Annotated in this window: 15 protein-coding genes and 1 pseudogene; 9 read left to right on the top strand and 7 right to left on the bottom strand. The window is 40.0% G+C overall.

Annotation, left to right across the window (positions count from 1 at the left end):
• Window positions 1–9: 9 nt before the first annotated feature.
• Together HQQ94_RS03545 and HQQ94_RS03550 are read right to left on the bottom strand one after the other, a co-directional pair.
• Window positions 10–774 (bottom strand): hypothetical protein, encoded by a 765-nt coding sequence (locus HQQ94_RS03545; protein ID WP_173293125.1) that lies wholly within the window; start codon window positions 772–774, stop codon window positions 10–12.
• A 95-nt stretch (window positions 775–869) separates the two neighbouring features.
• Window positions 870–1,631 (bottom strand): hypothetical protein, encoded by a 762-nt coding sequence (locus HQQ94_RS03550; protein ID WP_173293126.1) that lies wholly within the window; start codon window positions 1,629–1,631, stop codon window positions 870–872.
• Between the two features lie 643 nt (window positions 1,632–2,274).
• Between HQQ94_RS03550 and HQQ94_RS03555 the strand changes: the two genes are divergently transcribed.
• From HQQ94_RS03555 to mepA, 4 genes and pseudogenes are all read left to right on the top strand, one after another.
• Window positions 2,275–4,614 (top strand): M4 family metallopeptidase, encoded by a 2,340-nt coding sequence (locus HQQ94_RS03555; RefSeq protein WP_173293127.1) that lies wholly within the window; start codon window positions 2,275–2,277, stop codon window positions 4,612–4,614.
• A gap of 174 nt (window positions 4,615–4,788) precedes the next feature.
• Window positions 4,789–7,254, top strand: coding sequence for a M1 family metallopeptidase (locus HQQ94_RS03560; RefSeq protein ID WP_173293128.1), 2,466 nt, complete (start codon window positions 4,789–4,791; stop codon window positions 7,252–7,254).
• 2 nt (window positions 7,255–7,256) lie between these two features.
• Window positions 7,257–7,775, top strand: coding sequence for a DUF6702 family protein (locus tag HQQ94_RS03565; RefSeq protein WP_254303990.1), 519 nt, complete (start codon window positions 7,257–7,259; stop codon window positions 7,773–7,775).
• Window positions 7,776–7,907: 132 nt separating this feature from the next.
• Window positions 7,908–8,734: pseudogene (gene mepA, locus HQQ94_RS03570) on the top strand (penicillin-insensitive murein endopeptidase).
• A 15-nt stretch (window positions 8,735–8,749) separates the two neighbouring features.
• On the opposite strand, the gene HQQ94_RS03575 reads toward mepA, so the two are convergent.
• Window positions 8,750–11,065 carry an aminotransferase class V-fold PLP-dependent enzyme gene (locus tag HQQ94_RS03575; RefSeq protein WP_173293129.1) on the bottom strand — a complete coding sequence of 772 codons (2,316 nt, stop codon included), beginning with the start codon at window positions 11,063–11,065 and terminating at the stop codon, window positions 8,750–8,752.
• 273 nt (window positions 11,066–11,338) lie between these two features.
• On the bottom strand, window positions 11,339–11,800 hold the full coding sequence (locus HQQ94_RS03580; RefSeq protein ID WP_173293130.1) for a YhcH/YjgK/YiaL family protein: 462 nt from the start codon (window positions 11,798–11,800) through the stop codon (window positions 11,339–11,341).
• A 276-nt stretch (window positions 11,801–12,076) separates the two neighbouring features.
• Here HQQ94_RS03580 and HQQ94_RS03585 point away from each other — a divergent pair, with 276 nt between their 5' ends.
• Both HQQ94_RS03585 and HQQ94_RS03590 read left to right on the top strand, forming a co-directional pair.
• Window positions 12,077–12,652, top strand: coding sequence for an LON peptidase substrate-binding domain-containing protein (locus HQQ94_RS03585; protein WP_173293131.1), 576 nt, complete (start codon window positions 12,077–12,079; stop codon window positions 12,650–12,652).
• A gap of 78 nt (window positions 12,653–12,730) precedes the next feature.
• Window positions 12,731–13,648: a pseudouridine synthase gene (locus tag HQQ94_RS03590; protein WP_173293132.1), complete on the top strand. Its 918-nt coding sequence runs from the start codon at window positions 12,731–12,733 to the stop codon at window positions 13,646–13,648.
• 49 nt (window positions 13,649–13,697) lie between these two features.
• Here HQQ94_RS03590 and HQQ94_RS03595 read toward each other — a convergent pair whose 3' ends face one another.
• Window positions 13,698–15,650: an alkaline phosphatase D family protein gene (locus HQQ94_RS03595; protein ID WP_173296495.1), complete on the bottom strand. Its 1,953-nt coding sequence runs from the start codon at window positions 15,648–15,650 to the stop codon at window positions 13,698–13,700.
• 244 nt (window positions 15,651–15,894) lie between these two features.
• On the opposite strand from HQQ94_RS03595, the gene HQQ94_RS03600 reads away from it, so the two are divergent.
• Window positions 15,895–18,801, top strand: coding sequence for an alkaline phosphatase family protein (locus HQQ94_RS03600; protein ID WP_173293133.1), 2,907 nt, complete (start codon window positions 15,895–15,897; stop codon window positions 18,799–18,801).
• 38 nt (window positions 18,802–18,839) lie between these two features.
• Here the strand turns inward: HQQ94_RS03600 and HQQ94_RS03605 are convergent, their stop codons facing one another.
• Window positions 18,840–19,466 (bottom strand): DedA family protein, encoded by a 627-nt coding sequence (locus tag HQQ94_RS03605; protein ID WP_173293134.1) that lies wholly within the window; start codon window positions 19,464–19,466, stop codon window positions 18,840–18,842.
• 276 nt (window positions 19,467–19,742) lie between these two features.
• A complete protein-coding gene (locus HQQ94_RS03610; protein ID WP_173293135.1) occupies window positions 19,743–20,990 on the bottom strand; it encodes a hypothetical protein in 1,248 nt (415 codons plus the stop codon).
• A gap of 296 nt (window positions 20,991–21,286) precedes the next feature.
• Between HQQ94_RS03610 and HQQ94_RS03615 the strand changes: the two genes are divergently transcribed.
• Both HQQ94_RS03615 and HQQ94_RS03620 read left to right on the top strand, forming a co-directional pair.
• Window positions 21,287–21,676 (top strand): hypothetical protein, encoded by a 390-nt coding sequence (locus tag HQQ94_RS03615; RefSeq protein WP_173293136.1) that lies wholly within the window; start codon window positions 21,287–21,289, stop codon window positions 21,674–21,676.
• 143 nt (window positions 21,677–21,819) lie between these two features.
• Complete coding sequence (locus HQQ94_RS03620) at window positions 21,820–23,337, top strand: hypothetical protein (RefSeq protein WP_173293137.1); 1,518 nt, start codon at window positions 21,820–21,822, stop codon at window positions 23,335–23,337.
• Window positions 23,338–23,484: the final 147 nt, after the last annotated feature.

Genomic DNA, 23,484 nt, shown 5'->3' on the forward strand with positions numbered 1-23,484 from the left:
TCAGCTTGATCACTTTGTTGTGGTATAGATAAACTGTTGCGCTTGTTTGTAGTGCTCATTGAATCGACCTTCAGATTTCATTTGGCGGAGTACTTCAGCGAGTCTAACGGCGAGTTCTTTATGGCGTTTATGCAGATAACCATAGAATATAATTTCTTCTAAGCGTACTTGCATTTTTATATCGGTAAATTCTGGGGTGGAGAGGACTTCGTTGGTGAATTGTTCTATGCCAACGTATATATCTATTCTTCCCCGCATTTTTGGGCGCATTAATTTGCGTAAGGATTCACTAGGTGTGGAAGAGTTGCTGAGTCTGTCTGCACTGACATATTTTGACAATCGTTGATGTGCGAGGTGAGCGCCGCGATAATACTCCACTTTATATTGACTGTTTTCAAGGTCTTTCCAAGAATTTATGTTGATTGAAGCATCATATGTATATGCACTTAAACTGCCATTGGCCAGAGGTTCATTGATGCGGATTAAATTGGGATGTCTTGCACCATAATCTCCTACTCTTCCAGCCTCACCATCCACTTGACCGAGATCCGCCATTTGACTCGCCCTGATCGCAGGTAAGACAATGTATGAGAAATCAATATTAAGGCGAGCGAAAGCATCGGTATAGACCAACTCTCCCCATTTAACATACAGGCTAGCAGTCGGTTCAGCGTTAAAAGCAAAGGTTATTTTTTGCGCTTCAGCAATGTGTGTCACTAAAATTAAGTGGCTGATAATAAAAATAATAATTATTTTTTTGAGTGCTGTGAACATTTATTTTTTTAAAAACTAACAAGAGGAAAGTGTATTGAGTATAGAAGTTAGGATTAAAATCAGCGAGAAATCGAGCGTAATTGTCAGTATAGGGCCTACTGACTTGTTGAGTCCATGGACTCTCTTGCTTGGGTAAAGTAAATTTGAAATAAGCCTTCTGATTTCATTTTTTGAAACACGTCTGCTAATTTAACAGCAAGCTCCTTGTGTGTTTTGTAGAGGTAACCGTGGATGTTCATGTTTTCTAGGCGGACGAGCATGTTAATGCCAGTATTAGCAAACTCAGGCGTTGTTAGCAGACTTATCGGAACTTGTTCTGTGTCGATATAGATATCAATTCTTCCTCTGAGTAATTTACGCAGTGACTCGCTAGGGCTGGATGAATTACTTAATCTGTCTGGGCTGACGTACTGGGTTAGCCGCTGATGGGCCAGTAAGGATCCACGGTAATATTCGATGTTATATTTGCTGTTGTTAATATCTTCCCATGAATTTATTTTGATTGATGGATTAGCAGTAAAAGCGCTTATGTTGGCCACAAAGAGCGATTCCTCTATACGCACTAAGTTGGGGTGTTCAGTACCGTAATCTGCCACTCTTGCCACTTCACCATCGACTCTGCCTAAATCGGCCATTTTACTTGCTCGGATGGCGGGCAGGGCGGTATATGTTACGTCGATATTAAGCCGGTCGAATGCATGCGTGTAAATTAAATGTAGCCATGTAACATAAAGACTTTGGTTAGGTTCACCAATCGTGCTGAGGTTGATACTTTGCTTGTCAGCAGCATAGACTGTGAAGTCTAGTGTTATGAAGAGTAAAACAAAGCTTATTAGCTGAGTTTTTCTGTTACTCATATCAGGCCTCCTCTAATCAGTTAGGTAAATTAAGCATAGTTTATTTTGAATTTCGTCGCTTGCTCGACGTCCAATAGTGATGACTAAAGTGACTTAGTTATAAGATGTTGGCGTCGATGAGCCATTATCAAGAGTGATGTATCGCGTATTTACCCATGTGCGAGAGCCGAGGAATAATTAACTACAGTGAATATTGTTACTTTTCTACCTGCTTATTATATATTTGGCGGATTATTGGGATGTAAATATGAAAGTTTTACATTAATCACCAGTAGTGATAAGTGTGGTATTTATACATTATGTGGAGTTATTTGCTTAAAAAAAGTGATTTAAAGGTGTAATACGTTGTGGTGGTTTTTTTTTACGCTACCCAAAAGTCTATGTTCCTAGTCCTTTATTTTCTGAAAGATAGCCCGTTTTGCTAATAGCCTCTCCAAACTTTGACTTATAGGATTAATCTTTGTTTCATATTGTATCTAAAAACTCCAGTGGTTTTATTTGATCCTAGATGAAGCGAACGATATTTGGTTTTCTAGTTTTACAGACTATTTTTTGTTGTGTCTGCTTAAACCCTATGTCACCTAGTCAGCTGCTATTTTTTTGCAGTCATTTTCCTAAAGTTCAAATTTAATGGGTATAAAGCATGATGAAAAATAATAAGATCTCATTAGTTTTTCTAGCTATTTCTTCAGCCTTAAGCTCTCAAGCGATGGCCGCTAATAGTGTTGACGTTTCCAAATTAAAAAATATTCGCTCTAGTAATAGTATTAGCAGTGCCATTTCTCTTGAGAAAGGAAGTGATTTTAAAGTAGCAAAAGAAATAAAATTAGGGAAAAAAACAACGAAGAAACGGCTACAACAATATTATCATGGCGTACCTATATTCGGTTATTCAATCAGTGCTGATGTCTCATCGATGGGGGTTTTCTCTGGCTTGAAAGGTAATATGCTGAATAATATTGCTAAACCAGATAGCTTTGTTAAAGCAAAGTTGTCACCAGCACAAGCTCTCGCTGCTTCATTTAAGGTCAAAAATGGCTTGGCAGCTCAGACTAAGCATCATAATGAGCAAGCTGATCTATGGATATATCAAGATGATGTTGATCAGGCTCGCTTAGTTTATATCACTTCATATGTTGAATATGGTGCCAATCCTACTCGTCCATTTACAGTGGTCGATGCTCAAACAGGGGCAGTGCTTAAGCGCTGGGAAGGGTTAACTCACGCTGAAATAGGTACTGGACCTGGTGGAAATATCAAAACAGGTCAATATGAGTATGGTACCGACTTTGGTTATTTAGATGTGACTGAAGATGGGGCTAATTGCACCATGAATTCGGCTAACGTGAAAACCGTTAATCTTGATAATAATGCTACTGATGATACTAGTGCTGATAGTGCATTTGAATTTGTTTGCCCGAGAAATACAGTTAAAGAGATCAATGGTGCTTTTTCACCGTTAAATGATGCGCACTTCTTCGGTAATGTTATTTATAACATGTATAGCGAATGGTATGACACTGCACCACTGACTTTTCAGCTGACTATGCGTGTTCATTATGGCAATGGTTATGAGAATGCCTTTTGGGATGGTTCTGCCATGACATTTGGTGATGGTGAGACAACTTTCTATCCCTTGGTGAGCTTAGATGTGTCAGCTCACGAGGTGAGCCATGGGTTTACAGAGCAAAACTCTAACTTAGTCTATGCTGCTCGTTCGGGGGGGATGAACGAAGCCTTTTCTGATATGGCAGGAGAAGCTGCTGAATTTTATATGCGTGGCACCAATGACTGGTTAGTTGGGGCAGAAATTTTTAAAGCTGAAGGCGCATTACGCTATCTTGATGACCCTACCAAGGATGGGATTTCAATAGGCAGTGCGAATGATTACTATGATGGTATTAATGTTCACTATAGCTCTGGTGTATTTAACAAGGCGTTTTACACATTAGCGAATACCGACGGGTGGGATACTCGTAAAGCGTTTCATGTGATGGTGGTTGCTAACCAAGTTTACTGGACTGCCAATAGTCATTTTTGGGATGGAGCTTGTGGGGTAAAAAATGCCGCATCTGATCTTGGTTATAGTACCGCTGATGTCGAAGCTGCTTTCTTAGCTGTCGATGTTCAAGCGTGTGTTGAACCAGAGCCTGAACCAGATCCAGAGGCTACAGAGTTAGCTAATGGGGTTGAAGTTACTGATATATCAGGTAATACAGGTAGTAAAACATATTACAAATTAGCAGTCCCTAATGATGCAACAGAATTAAATTTTGCCATGTTAGGTGGTACTGGAGATGCCGATCTGTATGTGAGATATGGTCAAGCGCCTACACTTGTGACTTATGATTGTCGTCCATACGAAAGTGGTGGTGATGAGTCTTGTCCTGTTGATACAGCGCAAGAAGGAAACTACTGGGTGATGGTGCATGGGTATTCTGCTTACGAGGGCGTGTCACTGGTCGGTAGCTATGAAAGTACTGATACTCCAAACGAAGCCCCTATCGCAAGTTTCGATGCCAGCTTTAATTTAGGTCAGGCTAGCTTTACCAGTACAAGTACAGATAGCGATGGTAGTGTTGTTGATTGGAGCTGGGATTTCGGTGATGGTGCATCAGCAAGTGGTGAAAATATTGTTCACGAGTATACCGCTTCTGGGATTTACAATGTGAGTTTAACTGTCGCGGATAATGATGGTGCTAGAACAGTAGCGATGCAGACCTTCAATGTGACAGTTGATGATGTTGCTGATTTTGATTTAGTGGTGAAATCCACTCATAAGTCTCGCCGCGGAAGTATACGCGTTAGACTTGACTGGGAAGGTACAGGCGCTTTCACTGTATTGCGTGATGGTGTTGAGGTAGGTACAACTTCTAAGAGTCGCTTTACTGATAGGTTTAGAGATGCTGACGGAACCAACTTCAGTTACAAAGTATGTGATGCTAATGACCGTTGTTCTGATGTTGAAGTGGTGACATTTTAACAGCTAACTAAGCTTACATTTCGCTAAGCGTATTCACGCTTTATTGAGGCCATCGATTTTTCGATGGCCTTTTATCTTGAGTTGTCATTAAGGTATGAATTTTCCTCCTGCTTTATATAGCTAAATAGTATATTGTGTATTTAAAAATGAATAAGAATAAAATAGGGATGTAATTTGAAAATAATTAGTTTTAATTTTTTGTGGTTAATTGTTTTTAATTTTTTTATTTTGCTGGCAAGTCATGTTTCTTATGCGAATGCCATTAAGCAATCTAAGGGAGATTATGAAGATAAATTCAGGCAGCTAGATGAAGATTTACCTACTGCTAACGTTTACCGCAATGCAGCAGGAGAGCCAGGACATCAATATTGGCAGCAGCAAGTCGATTATAAGATTAAGGCACAACTCGATGAAGATAAGCGTAGCTTGTCAGCTCAATTACAGATCACTTATCAAAATAATTCACCAGATACTCTTAAGTACCTTTGGCTACAGTTAGATCAAAATATTTATAATAATGATTCAATTTCAAGTCGTACTCAAACTTTCTCTACTTCCAAAGAACTGCGAGAGAGCACAAATGGTAAACCGGTGAAAATTGGATTGCAGACTTTACGTAAGCAACAGTTTTTGGCTGATACTGAGGTCGGTTATCAAATAGCGTCAATTACATATAAAGGAAAACCCTTGCATTATACTGTGGTTGGCACCAACATGCGCATTGACTTATTCAAGCCATTGAAAGCGGGTCAAAATATCAGTTTTAATTTGGATTACCAATACAATATTACCGACCAAAAATCTGTCGGAGGTCGTGCAGGCTACGAGCATTTCAGTGAAGATAAGCGTGACGGTGGTAACGATATTTTTCAGTTAGCTCAATGGTTTCCACGCTTACATGCTTATACTGACTACGAAGCATGGACGAATAAAGCTTTTTTAGGCACTGGTGAGTTTACTGTAGAGTTTGGTGATTATGATGTTGAAATTGACGTGCCAGCAGATCACATTGTTGCGTCTACTGGCGCGTTAATCAATGCGGATAAGGTCCTGACCAAACAACAGCAGCAAAGGTTTTCAGAGGCTAAAAATAGTCAACACCCAGTGTTCATTGTCACAGCAGATGAAGCGTTAGAAAATGAAAAAACGGGCACTGAAAAACGTCAGATTTGGCATTTCAAGGCCAACAATGTTCGTGATTTTGCTTGGTCATCATCACGTAAGTTTATCTGGGATGCTAAAGGATACCATCAAGAAGGAAGTCAGCAACCGTTAGTCATGGCAATGTCTTTTTACCCCAAAGAAGGCGGAGAACTGTGGGAAAAGTATTCTACCGAAACCATTATTCATACGATGAAGGTCTACTCAAAATATTCATTCGATTATCCTTATCCTGTTGCTCAATCGGTTAATGGTCCTGTTGGTGGCATGGAATATCCGATGATCACCTTTAATGGCCCACGTACCGAACTCCAAGAAGATGGCAGTCGAACCTATACCTTGTCTGAAAAGCGGTTTTTAATCGGGGTGGTGATCCATGAGATTGGTCATATCTACTTTCCTATGATCGTCAACTCTGATGAACGTCAATGGAGCTGGATGGATGAGGGGTTAAATAGTTTCTTAGAAACGTTAGCTGAGCGCGAATGGGATGCTGAATCATCATGGGCTAGTGAACCTAGAGATATTGTCGAATACATGAAATCGACGATTCAAGTGCCCATTATGACACAATCAGATAGCATTCTTAAATTTGGCCCTAATGCTTATACCAAGCCTGCTGCTGCACTGAATATATTACGTGAAGTGGTATTGGGACGTGAATTGTTTGACTTCGCTTTTAAGGAATATGCCACTCGCTGGAAGTATAAACGTCCGACGCCATCAGATTTTTTTCGTACTATGGAGGAAGCGTCTGGGGTAGATCTAGATTGGTTTTGGCGTGGCTGGTTTTACAGTACAGATCATGTCGATATTTCAGTGGATCGTATTTATAAACTTTCGATAACCAGCCAAGATCCTGATATCGATTTTAAGCATGAACGGCAGCGTGAGTCTGATAAACCAGAATCAATGTCAATGACGCGGAATAAGCAAGAATCGATTAAGTCTTGGCGTGAGCTTAATCCTGATATTGTTGATTTCTATGATGAAAATGATGAGTTTACCGTAACGAATAAAGAGCGGAACGAACGAGCTGAAATATTACAGGATTTAAAGCCTTGGGAGCGTGATGTGATAGCGCGCGCTGTGGCTGAAAATAAACATTATTATGTATTAGAGTTTTCCAATGTGGGTGGGTTGGTTATGCCCATTTTATTGCATATGACCTTTGAAGATGGTTCGGTAGAGAAGTTGAATATTCCTGCGGAGATTTGGCGTCGTAGTCCTCAGCATGTGAATCGTTTAGTGGTGACAGATAAATTACTTAAAGAGGTGGTCATCGATCCGAGTTGGCAGACTGCGGATGTTGATATTGAAAATAACTATTATCCGAGGCGTATTATTCCATCGCGTATCGAAGCTTATAAGGAAGAAAAGAGCCAACTTAAAATTAAGCGAGATATTATGCAGGATATTAAAACTGAGCTTAATAAGCCTGAGGACGAGGATACTATGTTAAAGGTTGAGGGCAAATGAGCATGAGTAAGCTAAAACTTGCCGTACTTTATATTGGAGTGTTTTGGTTATTACTGATGAGCGTCGCTTCAGCGTTTGCTCATCAGCAAAAGTTAGCTGTGACAACGCTTCTTTTTAACAATCGTAGTGGTTTGCTCGAGGTAACACATAAATTTTACCTTCATGACGCTGAACATGCAGTTAAAGATTTATTTTCACCTAGTGCTAATATTGTGAGTGATAAGCTAACACAAACGACGTTTATTCATTATGTTGAGGGGCAGTTTTCGGTTAAAGACTTAAAGGGTAAGGATATAGCATTATCATCTGTCGGCAGTGAGATTGATGGCCGATATTTTTGGGTTTACCAAGAAGTGACGATACCAAAGGCCATTGAAGGCATACAAGTTTCAAATGGTGCACTTAGGGATCTTTGGCCCTCACAAGTTAATTTAGTTAATGTTGAAGGTAAAGGAGCGTTGCAATCACTGTTGTTTGAAGGTGAAAGTGATTGGTTAACATTAGTATTAAAAAGTAAGTGAATACTAACTTCAACGTTACCGTTAAACATGAGCTGAGTAGATATCTAGCCTTAATATTTTAACGCTTTTTAGACTTGGAGAGAAGAAAGGCATAGCTTGGTAACAGTTCATGACATTAATGTTGAGTGTAGCATGGTTAATTATTCATCCTTTATTGGTTGTGTGTATTTATTGTTTGCTTGTCATCATGGGTTAGCTAATCCGTGGGTATTAATCAATGAGCCTTTCGATGGAAAATCCAGTTCAATAGGAACTTATACTAATGGTTGCTTATTTGGAGCTGTACCATTGGCTGGTTCTGGTGAGGGTTATCAGGTTATACGTACTTCTTTGAACCGTTTTTATGGCCATAAAGCACTAGTGCAGTTTATTGAAGATTATGCCACCAATCTGAAAAGAGCGGGGGTTGATGACATATTAATAGGCGACATGTCGATGCCTAGAGGGGGGACTTTATCTCTGGGCACACCAGTCACCAGATAGGACTTGATGTTGATATTTGGTTACGGCAAGTAAGTGGACCTTTGTCGAGTCAATGGAGGGAAAGACCGCAAAAACTTGACGTTGTTGATCATAATGGATTTAAGGTTAATGAAAACTGGTCATCTGTCCACGTAAAGATGATTAAAATGGTCGTTTCAGATAGCAGAGTGGCTCGTATTTTTGTGCATCCAGCAATAAAACAGCACCTTTGTGAGCAAGCGACTCAAAATAAAAATTGGTTGCAGAAAGTGCGTCCTTGGTGGGGGCATTCATCTCATATGCATGTCAGACTTAACTGTCCTGATGGCGATATATATTGTCAGGATCAAGTTCAGCCACCAAAGGGGGATGGCTGCGATGATCTGAGTTGGTGGAGGGCGCAGATGGCTGCGCCTACACATGCGAAAAATACTGATGTCGATACTAAGCCTAAACCCAAAAAGGCAAAGCCTGAATTATGCCTCACTCTATTATGAGGATTCGATCAGTTGTTAGCTACTTAGTGCGTAACCGCCTTTAAGGTGGGCGACATTGACAAACCCTAACCTATGCATAGCTTGAGCTGCTACCATAGAGCGGCTTCCACTGCGACAAACCAGTACCCATTCAGATTCTTTATCGGCTTGGTGTTCCTGAATAAATTGCACTAGACGTGTCATAGGAATATTCACCCCTCTATTCAAGCCGCTGTCTGTGCCACTGTGCTCACTGGTTGTATCTAGTGTATGTTGGAGTGCATATTCATAGGCCTCACGAATATCGATGATGTTAACATTAGGAGAAACAGCAAGCCGTTGTCTGAGGCTTTCACTGGTGTATTCCTTTATTTTTGCTTTATCACACTCGCCACTATAAGCCCCACATAGGATTTCTGTCCCGACTTCATCTTGTAGACTCGAATCTAAATCGGTTTTCTTTTCTAAAAATTGTGACTCATCAATCGTGTCTGATAGGACGGCTTGAAGTAGAGGGTTACGTATTCGTTCAGCTGATAGGCTGGTGGTAAACTCGTTATTATAATCATGACTAGCGCATAAAAGAGTCTGTTGACCTATGAGTCGGTTTATCTGTTTTAAACTGTGATACATCCCAATAGCACTGCTCGAGGAAAAGTTGGTTCTTCCTAGACTGCCCATTAATATTGTGTCACCACAAAAAGCATAGCGTGTACTTGTGGTGAGATTATTGGTATCTGATGTGAGTAATAAGCTCATGCTGTCATCAGTATGCCCAGGGGTTGCGACTTTCACTAATGTCAGCTTTCCTAGTGTCAAGGCATTAAACTTTTCATTACCTATCTGCAGTTCTGTGGCATTAGTAGGCCAGCCTAGTTCATTGGTTTTTTGTGAGCTGAGATACTTTTGTGCTAACGCAACACGTCCCGAAACATGATCAGCATGACCATGAGTATCCAAAATGGCAACAGGAGTGAGTTGTTGGCATTGCAGTAAGGTATCGATGCGTTTCTCAAGTTCTGGGAGTGGGTCTATGACTAAGGCTTGCTTACTTTCCTTATCGGCATAGATCCAAGTGCAGCTTGAACCTGATCTTAACTGAACCAGTCCGTCCAATGGTGCTCTATCTTGGTCGATTTTAGAGTCATCTAACATTAAGCAGCTATTTGATAGCGCATTTGCTGCCGATAGAATACGTTGGCAAGCGATGTCAACTTCAATTTGTGTCATCGCTGGCCCAAAGGAGAGACGAATAGCAGACTCACTTTGCCAAGCGGGTAAGCCCATCGCATCCAATACAAAGCTGCGGGTGACTTTAGAGCTGCATGCTGATCCTGAGCTGACACGAATATTGGCCGCATCGAATAGATCCATGATTTCTTTACTGCTAAACCCAGGTACTGCAAAGTTAAGCGTGGTTGGGACACTATTTTTGTAGCTGTGGTTAAATACGATACTCGGAAAAGCTTGAGTGAGGCTCTTGGTTAGCTGTTGACGATAATGTTCGAGTACTTCTACACTGCAAAAGCTGGAATTATCTTTGTTGAGCAGCATGCCGAAAATGACATTAAGTGCAGCAAGACCCGGTAGATTTTCTGTCCCTGAACGTAGGCCTCCCTCCTGACCACCACCTGCGATAAAGGGAGTAAAAGGAGCTGTTTCTCGAATATAAATAAACCCAATTCCTTTAGGAGCATAGAGTTTATGGCCACTGAATGGGGCATAATCAATACTGGTTTTAGCAAGGTTAAGAGATCGTTTCCCCAACGCTTGCACGCAATCAACTAACCAGTAAACGTCAGGATTATTATCACGGATACAATGCTCAAGTTTTTTTAAGTCTTGATATACGCCGGTTTCATTATTCACAGCCATGGTGCAAATCATTAAGGCGTTATCGACTTCATTTTTGATAAACTCGAGATCCAAGTCGCCAAACTGGTTAACGGGAATAGCTTTGATTTCAGCATTAATGCCTAATATTTCATTCCAGTGAGCTAAGGAGTTGGGCACGGCTTTGTGTTCAGTTGCTCCATATAAAATACAGTATTTTTTACCTTCTTTAAGTTGGCTTTTTGCTTTGATGAGCCCAGACCAGATCCCGGTTTGAATACCTTCTGTTGCCCCACTTGTGAAGATGAGCTTGCCATTTTCTGCGCCGAGTAATGCTTTAGCCCGTTGGCGTGTTTGCTCCATTAAATTTTTTGCTTTTAAGCCGGTAATGTGACTACTACTAGGATTACCAAAGAGGTTTTGCATGGCATCCATAGCGGCTTGTGCAGCTTGTGGAAGTACTGGAGTTGTTGCGTTTGCATCGAGGTAGATCTGATCTAAGTTAGCTATTTGGCTCATAAAGTACTCACATTATCATTATTCACCCTATATAACTTAAGGGTATAAGTAATTACATTAAGTTATAGTAGCATCTCTGAATGAATGATCAAGATCAGTTTTTATACTGAGCGAATATGGCTCATTGCACATAAAGGGATTGTTGGGCGTGTTATTTTTTTAAGTCTATGATAAATCAAAGCACTGATGAAGATTACCAATGCTGTTAATTCTGTATGTGGCTAACGTTTTATTTGAGGATGTGGTTCACCCTCAATGTGTCCATGAGGGGGACTATATTTTTACTTTTATGACTACTTTTCGCACTTTGGTCGGGGTCGGATTAGTGCCTGGCATATGCATATCTTGAGGGAAAAAAATGGCAAACATTCCTGCTTTAAAAGGAATAAAAGCGGCATCAGATTTATTGCTATTATAATCAAATTCTGCATAGTCATGTTGAGCAAAATAGGGGCGTGATGGTGTCTGATTTGCTCGTGGTAGGTAACCAAATTCTTCTTCGCCACTGACAACATATTGTACGTCGATATATTCTTGGTGGACTTCAAAAGGCTCTAATTCTCTTGCTTTGGTTTCATAATCGTTAACGATGACAAAGAGATTTTTGCCATCAAGCTCATATCTGCCCACCGCAACTTGAGTGAAATCAGTCTCTGCTAGATGGGTTAATGCTTGCGTTATTCTAGGGGCTAGATGTAAATAAGCATCTTTGTTAGCTAAGGTATCAAGGATCATTATGGACGACTCAATTACTGATAGGAAATTGAGTAAGTTTACCGTTAACCAAGATGAACTGATACCGCTTAATGACGCTATTTCAAATGTACCAGTTAGGTCAGTGCATAAAGCGTATCACTGCCGAATTTAAAGAATATGTACTCTTGTGCATGATATCAACTTATGTGTTAAAGCAGGAAATTTTTAAACTGCTACAATTTAATATGATTGTTTTTTATCTGCTCAGGCGAGTAATTAATAGCGGTTACCTACCCTAAAGGGGAGGATGTTACTATGAAAACACAAGAAATGGCGTTGATTACGCGGGATGCCTTGTTGTTACCTGGTGGAAGAATTGAGGTAAAAATAATTAACCCTGGTCATTTGAAGATGGTTGCCGATGTATGTAAAGGCACTTATCCTTTGGCTTTTGGCATGTTAAAAGCCAATAGTCACCCTCCTTGTTATCCCAGCATTACTCAATGTGAGATTATAGATTTCAATCAACTCGATGATGACTGTTTGAGTATAGTGCTAGAAGGCAAGCAGAGGGTGAAGGTGTTATCGGCTGCTCGAGAGAAAAATGGTATTTGGATGGCGAGAACGTTACCAGCTTGCAATTGGCGTGAAGAGCCCATTTTAGGCGAGTTTGCTTTGATAAGTGCCGCATTAGAGCAGTTTTATGAAGTTAACCCTGATCTTTTTGGACTCTATTCACATATTTATCTTGACGATGCTTCTTGGGTCAGTCAGCGTTGGTTGGAAGTACTACCTCTTTATAATAAAGATAAATTAACGTTGATGAATAAGCCAGATTGCCATCAAACTATGGAGTTTGTTCTCGAGTTAATTAAATCCCATGCGAGTTAACCGATGTTAGCTTTATTCATTTCAAGTGACTCTTTCTGTTAAGATGCAATTCTTTAATCTCTGCGTTATTTGAACATTATGTTTTCTTCAGTTCTTGCAAAGCAAGCGTCTTACGTCGTCCTTCCTGAAAATGTTACCGATAAACCGACGGTACTGAGTTTTCTGGTTGAGCACTTTGGACAGATTGGTGCCGATGTGTGGGAGGCAAGAGTGAGTGATGGCAAGGTACATTGGCAAGATGGTACTTTAATTGAACTCGATACTCTTTATAGGCCAAGAGTCAGGGTGTATTATTATCGAGAAGTGGCGAGTGAGCCAAATGTACCTTTTGATGAGAAAATTATTTATACAGATGAGAGAATCATCGTTGCTTTTAAACCTCATTTTCTTGCGTTACATCCAAGTGGCAATGTGATTAATGAATGTTTAGTTAACCGATTGAGAGCCAAATTAGGGATAGAAACAATCGTGCCCGCTCACAGGCTTGATAGGGCGACAGCTGGACTGATATTACTGTGTCTTTACCCTGAGCATCGTCAGCAATATCATGATTTATTTAAACATGGATTGATCTGTAAAGAATACCAAGCGTTAGCCAAATTAACTCCTGAATTGTTAGCGAATAATAAAAGTGGGCAGTTAGCACTGCCGCTTCATTGGACTGTAAAGAATCGGATAGTAAAAGGTGAACCGTCATTTACCATGAAAGTGATTGAAGGGGAAGCGAATACCCATTCCGAAATATCCCTTATCGAGGTAAGAGGCGAGGTTGGTGTATTTAATTTATCACCCATCACAGGGCGTACCCACCAGCTTAGGGTGCATATGCAAAGTTTGGGCATGCCGATTTTAAATGATAAATGTTATCCACAGCTACAAGCTAAAGCTCAAGATGATTATAACAAGCCACTAAGGCTGCTTGCCAGACGACTACATTTTACCGATCCTATCAGCGGCAAGCTCATTGATCTTGAGTGTGAAGCGATTTGCTCTTAAGGGCATCAATTAGCCACCTTAGCCAATATGAGGACACTTTTTAATGTCGTTAATCATTTTTGTCTTTTGGAGATTTAGCCCCATGTTTATTATGGCTTGGCAGCTTGAAATCGGTTTGGCTCATATCAGCGTGAAGTACGGCTATTTTTGTTGGCGCTCCATTGCTAGCAAAGCGAACCATGCCGATGCCACTTTTATTGAATAATCGTTGACTACGGGCGTCATTGGGTCGACGTCCTCGTATCGACATCCGTTTACGTTTAGTGAAAAAGTTAAGTGGGGAAAAGCGTCCGTATAACCAACCATTGATTTTATCTAATAGCGGCAGCAATTTTTCGGGGAACTGGTTTTTAATCCCACTACAGGTTATCTGGTAAATTTTAGGTCCTCCTTTACGAAAACGTATACGGATATCGTAAGCAAATGAGTAATGTACATCACCCGATAAAATCACAAATTGTTCTGGCGTTTGTCGATGTTGAAAAATACGCATTAACGTGTTGGCAGTACCTGGGTGAGCCATCCAGTTTTCTGCATCGACTAACAATGAAGCACCGAGTAACGTCGCGATCTTCTGTATGGTTTCGATAAATTTAACCCCAAACATAGGAGCTGCTGAGACGATAATGACTTTATCTTGTCCCACGAGTTCATGTTGAAACTCCATCAACGCTTCCCAATCCATTAAGCCTGATGGCTTAGCTAGATTTGCTTCGCTGCGCCAACGGTGCGTTCGGGTATCAAGAACAACCATTTTAGGGTTGGTATTCAGGCTATAATGCCAATGTGTGAATTGTAGCAAGATATCAATAAGCTGATTATGGCTGCCTTCATTAGGTTGATTAAAGAAGGCGGTAAGACGAGGGGTTATCTCAGCTTTAAATTTATCGGGTGCATTACCTAGTCCCTGAAACAAGGTGTAACCTATCAGAGCATTACCAATAATGCGTTTTGAAAATGCATGTCCATAGGCAGCCTCTTCCCATTTAGCGGTGAGGTTCCAGTCATCAGTGACATCATGATCATCAAAAATCATATAAGTAGGTAGATGCGCCATGAGCCGCCTGACTTGCTTGAGGCCTGCTTTAAATTCGAGTAGGTTGCGCCATTCACTTTGCCATCTGGCAGTATTGGCAGCGGATAAACCAACGACATCTTTTGGGATCGTGATACGCTCCCACAGTTCCGGTGACCAAGTTAGTAGATAAAATGCGATAACCTCACTTAAACTGACCAGATGGTTTTCGGCAAGAGAAGAAGTAAAAATAGGATGATTTCGATACCAGCGACCTAAGGCTGTCCTTGCCGAGTAATTTGTTTGTGGGAGTAAGTTTTTATGCCTTTGGTACATAGCCGCAGGGTGGTAGCTTATTGAGTCACTGCCTGATAGTTGAGCATCAGGGAATTTTTCCTGAGGCAAACCTAGCATTGCTATCACCTCACCGACAGCAAACAGCATAGGTCCAGCCACATCATCGATATAAACTTGATCGCCGCTGAGCATCAAAAGAGCAGGCCTAGCTTGTTGGCTAAGATCTTGTGCCAGTAAAGTGTCAGCGGCCACTAAAGCATCACCACTGTGGTGATGTGCATGGCGGCATGAGCCGTGTAGCATATGGTCTATTTGTGGTTTAATCACAAAATTTGGTGTGAGTTGTTCACCATATTGAAGACCGACCACTTCTTTGAAAATAAGCCCATGCAGCTTATCTTCAAGTGTATAGTTTACCGCTACCTCTACGGGTAGCAGTTCAGTTTGTTTGAGTTGCACGATATGTTGATAAGCATGTTGACCTAATTTTATGCTATTTAGCTGTTCTGTCAGCAATGGGTTATTGAAGAGGGGAGGAATATTTTTATTATCGTCTAAAGAGTGGGTCAGTGTCAGTGTCAGTGATTCCATTGACTTGCTAGTAATAAACCATAGGGTGAAGTTATCGCGATCGCAATGGCGGAGTATTGGACCAGCAATTAATAGTGGCAGAGGGACAGCTTCTTTCATATCATTCATTCCAATATCTTATTGTGGATTAGATTAAACAAGTGCGGATGAATTTGAAAGGTAAATGAGTGACTCCTATTGAGCTCTTGTTATCAATAGGGCAAGATTAATCTAGTTTACATAGCGTTTTTTTAGTGCTTAGAGCCATTGGTTATCAAGGTAATCTAAATAAATATAAAATAAGCCTTTAATTCATTGTTTAGTCATATTGGTTTATCTTAAGTTATTGGAAATTGACAGGTATATGAATAGTTTGATTAGCGTTATCAAGTGGCGAATAACCCAGTCCATTTATGTGATTTTTGCCTTTAGCTGTTCATCAGTGTTAGCCAATATTAGCGAGATGCCGGTGTTAGGTGGAATATTCAATGCTGGTGAAATCATGAGGGATCAGATTATTTCCTCAGTGAGCGCATCGACTAAGCTGACGCGAGATATCACACTGTTTACGATTGCGGGTGTCTCTCTTGATGTATATATCCTCTCTCTTCCTCTAGATAGCGAGGTTAAAGCTAGGGTTATTAGTCAGCTGAGTGATCCCAGCTATGCTATTCCTTTAGGTCATTTTTTGTATAGTTATTATGACCGTTATGGTGGGCTGAGTCCTAATGATGAATTTAAGCAATATCTCAAGACTCGATATTCTCCTATGCAGCTTAAAGGGTTTGAGCATAGCTTGTATCAGGTTGGAGTGGACTCACAGCCTAGAGAAATTAAAACACCAAGCAATAATGGTAATCATCAAGGGGTAAAAGTTGATCGCCAGTTTATTGCTTCTTTGGTGACCATTTACGATGCTTTAGTTGATATCGGTGAGTGGCAAGACATGGATGCTTTACCTAATCACTATACATATCTCACCTCACAGACTGAAGATATTGATATTATTAATAAAATTCAACCCATCATTATTGGACTCATGATGAAGGCCAGTAATAGGATGGATCCCACAGAGATGAAAGCTGTGCTGCTGGACATTATAGAAGACGGCGATCCACAACATAGAAACAAAGTCAATAATAAGGCGCAAGCATTAACGATCACCCTCATTGATTTCGTTCGCTTAAATGTACTTAAGGCTTATCGTCAATTTGTGTTTAAGCAAGAGCGAGAAGCAGGATTAAATTCCTGGATGCTAAATACTTTTGATGAAGATGCTGATGAATTAATTAAGTTTTTACTCTCACAGCAGAAGCGCCGTTATGGTGTGCAGATAGCGGTTGACGGCTTGCAGCAGGGCTTAATTGAGGGATTGGTTGATCCATCTAAACCTTTTATTAATCATGCTTATCAGATACATCAGTCTCATGAAGAACTTACTGTTACTGGAAGGGAAACCAATCAACCTGAACATGAACAGCAAGTTAAGTTTATGTCACTTTTGGCCAGGAAAAATTATCAAGACCCGAATTATCTGCCGTTTTTTAAGCGTCTTTACCTTGAAAATAGAGACTCCATCACCCAAGTTGGTATTTCATCAACGCCAACCATTAGTGTACGTAATCTGCCTATTATCAAAACTGGCGCTAAGGTTTCGGGCAAGGGAGGAACTGGGATCCCTAATTTTCACTTTGTTGATAGAGAACAGGACAGGGCATATTACTTTTTTGGTAACGATGCGATCCAGCTTGACAGATTAATGGAAAGTCATGGAGTGCGGACGATGTTTGATCGTTTAGCTTATCTCAACACCCTCAACTGTAACGCACAATATGATTGGAATGCCCATACTAGCTTTGATGGCTTAGTGAACCTTGGTGTGGGAGAAGTGCAGCGAGATTATGGGGAGAAACGTTGCCTGAGAGAGCTGAGCGTTCGAGCTAAAGTGGAAGGGCAACTGAGAGCACTCCGTCAGGAGTTGATCGAGGATATTCAAGGATACCAAGAGATTTTCTTTCTGGATATTGTGACCAAGCTAACAAAGAAATGGAAGATTGAAAAAGCCATCTCTGAGCTAGCAAAATTAGATGGCCTTGGAATGCCTGACTATACCTTGATTTATAATCCATGGCCTGATCACTTTGCTCATTTTGCTGGGCCTTTTAGTGATGAAATCATTATGCCAACAGGGGAGCTTAATCGGTTGGATTATTGGTTAGCTCAAACTGAGAAAGCTTATAAAGATGCTGGTATTTATGATCAAACTTTATGGGGGATGGCTGGTGATCATGGTTTAAGTCCTGTTTTCCATGCTTTGAATCCGGAGAAGCGCGTATTTGAAGCGCTATCAGATGAGCTGGGATATCCTATCTTAGTGAAAAAAATATCCTCGGATGAGGGCGAAGGTCCTAAGATCACTAATGCGTTAAATTACTCGAGTCATCGTGGGGTGGATGTGGTGGTTGCATCTACCGCTGGTGGTAACATGATGATGGATTTCTTTAATTCGGCAATGGGATGGACTGTGCAGCCTGTTTACGAAGAGCTAGTTCGATGGGCGCCTATCAATGCTAAAGATAAATCACAAACACTGGATATCGTGGCTGAGACGGCATCGAGATTATCTGATTCTTTAGATTATATGGTACTACGTGAACACCAGTGCAGTGTCGATAAGTGTCAGGTTCGCTTGGTTGGATATCGAGATGACAAGCGCATTGATGAGCGGGTTGAGCTTAGAGGGGATAAACTCTTCTATGCCAGCCTATCCGGCATTGAGCCCATATTACTCGATATTCAGCAGTTGAATCCCTATAAAGATAAGCCGTCCGAGTCTGAATTGAATCATTACACCAATTTAAAAAATAAATGCCTCCAGCAAGCTAAGCAGCAAGATATTACGTCATGGTGCAGTGTACTGGAGTGGCGAGAGCTAACGCGGTTCACTCCAAGGCCGGATTCGGTGAATCAAGTCGCTAGGCTTTATGAAGAGGATAGAGCAGGAACGATCAACTTGTTCCCTAAGGCTGGAATAGGATTTAATACTAAAGTACCCGGTCGACATGCTGGTGAGGATTATCTTGAAAAAGATGCTTTTCTTGGTTTCTGGGGAACCCCGATTGGTGACCCTTTACCCTTAACAATAGAGGAGAATGGTTCACTTGCACCGACCATGTATGAGTTTTTAACTGGAGAGAAAATTGTTGTCGGTAAGAATGGCTGGGGTTACCCATCTTTACTTGAAAAATTGGATATTCAATCAGCTATTTAATTAAATGGGTATGAGGTGGCAGCTTACTCTACACACTATTAATCATTGGCTATTTTAGCTCTCTGTCGTTTCAGTATAACGCTAAATAAAATGAGGCCAATAATGCCAAATACTGTGATAACAAGCCAGAATAGCTGCTGGTGGTGGTGATAAAAAGTCAGTATTGGGGTGAGTTCCTCGCTGATCAGTATTGGGCCAAGACCAAAGAGTGTGAGCCATAATACCGTAGCCATCGTATTACCGATGAGAAATTGATGAAAGGGCATTTTAGCCATGCCACAACCGATAAAAATAGTTTGTTTAAGCCCTTCAATAAAGCGACTGAGCAGTAGAGCAATCACACCATATTTACCGATAAAGGCATGAAGTTTAATTTCGGTACTCTCTTTTATCCAGCCTTTTTCGATAAAAATATCGCCACATTTTATTCCTAATAAATAGCCTAAACTATTGCCCGTAAAAGCGCTGCTACCAGCGACCATAAGTACTAGAGGCAGTGACATTTGTCCTGTTGCAGCTAATAGGCTGGCAACGATAAGTAATGACTGCCCAGGAGCAGGGATCCCGACTCCTTCCACGGCGATGGCAAGTGCTAAAATGAGGTAGCCATATTGCTGTAACCAAGGTGTCATCTCAGTCATGATATGTTGTAAAGTTTCGGGCATAGGCAATGACTTTATGTTGAAGTTGATGTATCACCATCATAGCGGCTGTGCGCATGAAATGGCGCGTATTTCCAATATTTAATCTATTAATGGCAATGTTGGCATGCCTTTATATTTGGTATCAGTGACTTAAACCATAGACTTTAGAGCCTTGTGTAAACTCTGAACTCGCTTTATTTTTACAATCAAGTAGTCATTCCCCCTATGAGTAATGACTGAATATAAGGGGGAACAAATTGATAATAGTAATATAGGGTTATCCTTGGAATCTAAGAATCACTCTATTAGACTCACTAACGTAGCCTCTACTGTACCCATACTTTTGATATTATAATTGATTTCAGGTTGCCCACTCCATCCTGTGCGAACGGTGAGAAAATTATCAGCCCAAGCGCCTCCATATTGATAACCATAAGCGATAGCTGAATGATTGGTGCCAATAGTGCCTTGGGTATGGTAGTGGACAATCGCTGGTCGCTGGGCGTTAATTTCTCGCATTAAATATGAGTAAGTACTCATGGCTGCATAGGTGATCCTTCTTGCCGAGAATTGTTGTGTTTGACGTGTATTCATATAATCAACGAGCTTGACACTATTGGCTTGTGATGTACCTCCTTGACCATCTTCACGGCAATAAGTGTTTAAGTATCCTCGTAGGTCATCTATGGTTTCACGCATTAAAATACTACTGGTATGGTGAACTTGCTGTGTGTCGTCACCAATCATGTAAGGAAAGCCATTTCTGTCATAAAAATCAATCAACATGGCGGCCGCAATGGGAGTACACCCAGCGTAACAATCATTGCTATCACTGGTGGAATGTGTCCAAGTGCGTTGTTCTTGGGAGAAGGGAGTGAAGCGCCAATCAACCACATTAGGTGTGATGCTCAATGTATTGGCGGTGCGAAGTAATGTATTTTTGTTTATTATATTTTGTGCGACATTGGCATTTATTGGGTCGTTAGATGAAGATGGAAATTGTCGTGGGTGTGTTAAGTCGCTGAGGGGTTGCTGTGGGTTGAGTGGGATAAAATGAATGATGTTATGACTATCTAATACACGCAAAGAAGAGGTTCCAGAACCATTCCAAAGCATACGTACATCAGGGTGTAATATATTAATATTTTCACCTGTTTGTTGTTCATATTTTTTGAGTAAAGTATTTGACGGAGTTGTGCCTGTGACTGCATATTCTGCAATGTTAATATTGGTATTTTTAGCTTCAACGATCATATAACCTAATGGTTGCCGTCTATTATCAAGTATTTCTATCTCATAACCTTGAATGTGTTCTAGCCCGTCATATAACGCAGTAACGGTATTGATTGATGCGTTTAACCAGATCCCGTATTGATTTTGTTGTGAGTGGATAAATTGTTGAGCTAACTGGCTAGCTTGATCTAATGTTCTTGATGGCAAAATGTGAGCTGAATGAGTTGCCTGCGGTTCTATATTCTGTGCAGTAAGATTAAAAGAACTCAGACTGAGTGCTGCAATAGTGCTAAGCCAAAAAATATTTTTCATTACTTCCCTTATTTATTATTAATGTGTAGAGCTGATTTATCGTGTTGCTATAAAATTATTCATATACTTTAGTTAAGATTAATTTTAGGTTTAATTTTTTTATGACGTGAATTAATAAGGTGGTGAGGCTTTAATAGATAAGTCCCACATTGAATCTTATTCTAAAATGTAAAAAATTAAACATCAACCTAAAGTTTAATAAATATGGGTATAACTGTAAATAGTTTGTATTTTATTTGATGTTGATGGTATAAAGCCTATGCGGGAATAGTCCCGTATTTAAAGTGGATGATATTATGAAAGTTGATAGTAGTATTAAAGTATTAGGCTTAAGCTTAGCAGTATTCTTTTCTTCAAACAGTTTTGCAAATGATGATATTGTCTTTCCGGATCAAAATGAAGAATATGCAATAACATTGACGCAAGAACCTACTATTATTGGTAGCACTTTTTATGGTAGTACGGTTAATTGTAGTGGTGATTTCAGCGAGTATTCAGCAAGACTTATTTCTAATGGACATGCATTACAAATAGTATCAGCACAAAGAGTGGATTGTCGTATGCTTGTTGTTCGTGACTTTGAATTAGATCTTAATTTATATATCGATCACCCACATCAGAGCTCACACGAATATTACAACAACCTTCCGTTAGCTAACGTAATCTCAGATCCTTACGGTAACTAATTTTATTTGTAAAAAAATACCTCCATTGTCAATAATGTTATCGGATGGTAAAGAAACATGGTTTTCAACATTTGTTAATCATTAAAAGTCATATCGTTGGCATAGTTAAAAGGAGGTTTGCTTTAATATTAAAGGAATGTTCTATGACGTTTATATCAAAATCAGTCAGTTTTTTTCTTAAAGCAAGTGCTATTGTTTTATTTTCTTTATTGATTAGTGTTACTTATGCAAATGAGCTTTCACTTAACCATATAGGTAAATGTGCTAGTCCTATTGGAAGGGAAAATCAACAAGAAAATTTAAATTTAGTTGATCTAACCCAAGGTGACCCTTTTTATTACACCAGTAATATTATAGATAAAAGAAGTGATAGCCGTCCAAGTGCAACTGACTCAAAAATCCCTCACTTACCGGCCTACTTTGGTTATTTTAGCACTAATAATACTTATCGATTTGTTAATATTGTTGAACAAGTATTCACTATGATAGGTGAAGGTAAGCATGGGTTATGGCGTGTTCAAGATAATGGGATGGTGAGAGAATACTTAATAGATGGTGCTTTGGGTCTGCCTAAGAATGCCGATATATTTTCATCTAGATACCAAAATGTGATACAAAATAATTATACCCATGATTTATCTGGTGCATATGTATTACCTCAAAATAAGGTAGTTAATGGGAGATTGAATTATATAGATTTGCCTATTTATCATGATAAATATCGAGGTAAGTATCAATTCCACGAACCCATTGATTTACCTTCTTGGTACTGCACTATGTCCGCTCAACACTTTCCTTATGCAGCCAAAGCTATGGAGTTTGCTTTTGCACAACCATCAGCGAATAAAGTTGGCCCTTTAGGTAAAAGAGCTGGATTAGATATTCATGAAAATTATTCAAATGTACTCAGACTCAATTTGTTTGAAGATGCCAGAACTTGGGTTAATGTGACAAAAGATAGCCGTGAGCTTGATTGGCATGCTGTAGATGCGAGTAAAACAATGAGTGAATATTACATTATTGAAAAACGTTTCCAAGGTGCTAATTATTTATTCTTGATGGCTATTTATGATAATAAAAACAATGATGATTTTTCATATATACGCCCTGATGGACCCTATTATGAATATATAAAAAGTCATATAAAATCAGAGTTGAAAACCAAGGTAACGACTTATCCTCATTTTAATTTAGCCAGCAACGTTCATGGATTAACAGACATTGCTGCGGTAGGCACTAAGTTATATGGTGTGCATCACCCTGACCGTGATGCATTCAATGGTGGTGGGGCTTGTCCTATGAGGGGCGGGGATTATGCTAATTACCCAGAGGCGACATCAGGTTCTGGTTGGCCAACAAATTATGAAGAAGTGACCCCTTTGTGCGATAGCGTACTACTTGATATCAAACTGACCACGAATTTAGATAATGCAACTTGGAATGATCCTGCTAAGTATTTAGCTAATGCGGGAATAGGAACACTAACGGTTGATTATCATGTCACTGAAGGCCGTTATGGTGAATTTCAAGATGATTATCACCTAGAAAATGGCATAACGAATCAAGAAGCGGGTGTCATTGGACCTGTAGAAACAATTCACTATCAGTCAGTGCAAACACCAGTGGAGTATATTCAGGTATCGCCCCATAAAATGAAATAGGTTAACAATACGTTTTCTGTTATTTAATACAGGAGTCAATAGCGGTAAAACGCAGTGAGTGCCATTCTAAGCTTACTGCTTTTTTATTGTTTAAAATGAGCACTGGCTCATGTGAATATGAGACAAAAAACATTACACTGGACGTCA

Origin of the sequence: Shewanella sp. VB17 (genome assembly GCF_013248905.1) — a bacterium.
Classification (GTDB): domain Bacteria; phylum Pseudomonadota; class Gammaproteobacteria; order Enterobacterales; family Shewanellaceae; genus Shewanella.

Bases quoted from the DNA above. Each gene is read 5' to 3' on its own strand.
- HQQ94_RS03590 (WP_173293132.1), top strand. From the start codon at position 12,731: ATGTTTTCTTCAGTTCTTGCAAAGCAAGCGTCTTACGTCGTCCTTCCT.
- HQQ94_RS03610 (WP_173293135.1), bottom strand. From the start codon at position 20,990: ATGAAAAATATTTTTTGGCTTAGCACTATTGCAGCACTCAGTCTGAGT.
- HQQ94_RS03575 (WP_173293129.1), bottom strand. From the start codon at position 11,065: ATGAGCCAAATAGCTAACTTAGATCAGATCTACCTCGATGCAAACGCA.
- HQQ94_RS03555 (WP_173293127.1), top strand. From the start codon at position 2,275: ATGATGAAAAATAATAAGATCTCATTAGTTTTTCTAGCTATTTCTTCA.
- HQQ94_RS03565 (WP_254303990.1), top strand. From the start codon at position 7,257: ATGAGTAAGCTAAAACTTGCCGTACTTTATATTGGAGTGTTTTGGTTA.
- HQQ94_RS03585 (WP_173293131.1), top strand. From the start codon at position 12,077: ATGAAAACACAAGAAATGGCGTTGATTACGCGGGATGCCTTGTTGTTA.
- HQQ94_RS03595 (WP_173296495.1), bottom strand. From the start codon at position 15,650: ATGAAAGAAGCTGTCCCTCTGCCACTATTAATTGCTGGTCCAATACTC.
- HQQ94_RS03620 (WP_173293137.1), top strand. From the start codon at position 21,820: ATGACGTTTATATCAAAATCAGTCAGTTTTTTTCTTAAAGCAAGTGCT.
- HQQ94_RS03600 (WP_173293133.1), top strand. From the start codon at position 15,895: ATGAATAGTTTGATTAGCGTTATCAAGTGGCGAATAACCCAGTCCATT.
- HQQ94_RS03550 (WP_173293126.1), bottom strand. From the start codon at position 1,631: ATGAGTAACAGAAAAACTCAGCTAATAAGCTTTGTTTTACTCTTCATA.
- HQQ94_RS03545 (WP_173293125.1), bottom strand. From the start codon at position 774: ATGTTCACAGCACTCAAAAAAATAATTATTATTTTTATTATCAGCCAC.
- HQQ94_RS03615 (WP_173293136.1), top strand. From the start codon at position 21,287: ATGAAAGTTGATAGTAGTATTAAAGTATTAGGCTTAAGCTTAGCAGTA.
- HQQ94_RS03605 (WP_173293134.1), bottom strand. From the start codon at position 19,466: ATGCCCGAAACTTTACAACATATCATGACTGAGATGACACCTTGGTTA.
- HQQ94_RS03580 (WP_173293130.1), bottom strand. From the start codon at position 11,800: ATGATCCTTGATACCTTAGCTAACAAAGATGCTTATTTACATCTAGCC.